The following is a 1,691-nucleotide window of genomic DNA, read 5'->3' as shown; positions in this document are numbered from 1 at the left end:
GCCTTGACGTCCAAAAGTCCATTCGGTGACCTGCTGGCTATCGTGTCGCGGTCAGGATATTCGTCCTGTCGCCGGCGCGAATTATGCTCTGCGTCTCAGTCGGTCGGGCCCTTGGGCTTCGTCTCGGACGTAGCTCCGTCGAGGAGACAACCCGGCGAGAGGTCACATCGAGCAGATGCAGGCACTCAGTCAATTCTTGCCGGGCCGATTGGCCTTGGATGATTCCACGTCCAGCTGGGCGCGACTGGCATGAAGCAAGGCCGCGATCAAATTTTGGTCGGCTGACTTTTTGCCGGTGTATAGGCACACAAGCTCGCGGGCCTGGACCGTCGAATCGGATTCCGGGCTCTCCCTGATGGCTGACGTAAGAGCCCGGGAGAGTATGTCGAAATCCAACAACGAAATACCCGGTCGGCTTCCTTTCATGGCCAAATCCATCCTGTTGGTCTGCAGGCAATACTCGAAAGGTCGATAATGATGAGAATCGGCATCACCCCCATTCCTTCACGTGCTCAACTTCAGAAGCTCTCGGGACATTTCGCCGAGCCCGGCGGCGGCGCGTGGATAGCCGCGGTGCAGCGCCACCGCAATTACAAAGGTTAATTCGGCTACGCCATCGAGGATCAGATGGCTTGGGGCCGAGTGTTCGCAAATCGCAGCTATAAATCAAATCTTCAGGGTAAGTTGACATGCTGGCCATGTGCATTCGGTCTTGTCATCCACGGCAGCGTTGCAGACACTTTCTCGGTGAAGCCGACCTTTGTGCCCGTTTCAGTTCAGTCATGGGTCTTGCGCGTGGGCTCCAGACTTCCGACCATCGTACGCCGAATAGCAGGCATCACAGGCCTCGTGCGGCTCAGCTGGCCACTGGACAACGCTACAGCATTGATCACACAGCCGATTTCGGAGATCGCCGACTTCTCTTGCGTTCACACGCCAGAGATCGCTAGTCTAAACCTGTGCGCGAAGTTCCTTGCATCGATAAAAGCACACGCGCTCAGGAGCGGATCGCAGGCTTTTGTTGTCCACCTGTGTGGTCGCCGGATGCGCCGAAACGTAAGGACTTTCGCCTCGCCGACCGGAGTCGCCGACCGTGCGCGCAAAGCCGCAGAGCAGTTCCCGCAGCCGCATGTTGAGCCGGACCGCCACTTCAAACATACCGCTCATCGGCTTCACAACTCTGGTGCGCTCCGGTAGGGGGCCAGCCCAGCAGCAGATCGCGACGCCGTCTGGCCTGTCAGTCAGGAGTTTGCCACAGCAACGAAAAGCGATTGTCCCTGCCGGTCGATACGGAACAGCACTGGCTTTTTCTGCTGACGGGATTTCGCCCATTCCTCGCGGACGTCAGACGGCTGGGTCATGTTTCGGTTGTTGGCCGACACGATGACGTCGCCGGGCCGGATGCCGCTTTCGGCCGCAAGACTGTTGGGAGCGACATCCTGGACGAACACGCCCGTGGTGTCGGCCTGCAGGCCGAGTTGCTGGCGCGCTTCGTCCGGAATGGCGCTCAGCGACATACCAAGGCGCTGGTCCTCAGTCCCCAGGCTTGGAATGGCACCGGTCTGTTCCTCCTGGTCCCTGCGTCGATCGACAGTCAGCGACAATTCCTGGTTTGTGCCGCTCCGGTTCGTTGTTACGGTCACTTTCGATCCCGGCTTCTGGCTTGCTGCCGCCAGCGTCAGGTCATGGAC

The 1,691-nt window shown here is 59.2% G+C and carries 1 protein-coding gene; it reads right to left on the bottom strand.

Features of this window, described 5'->3' with window-relative positions; translation table 11 throughout:
- Positions 1 to 1,241 precede the first annotated feature (1,241 nt).
- Positions 1,242 to 1,691, bottom strand: a 450-nt coding sequence (locus tag EN932_RS35535) for a PDZ domain-containing protein (protein ID WP_128369494.1), incomplete at its 5' end; no start/stop codon positions are given.

Source organism: Mesorhizobium sp. M7A.F.Ca.US.002.01.1.1, from assembly GCF_004022955.1.
In the GTDB taxonomy this organism is placed as follows: domain Bacteria; phylum Pseudomonadota; class Alphaproteobacteria; order Rhizobiales; family Rhizobiaceae; genus Mesorhizobium; species Mesorhizobium ciceri.
Note: the sequence above shows the minus strand (reverse complement) of the source record. Positions and strands in the feature narration are given on the sequence as shown.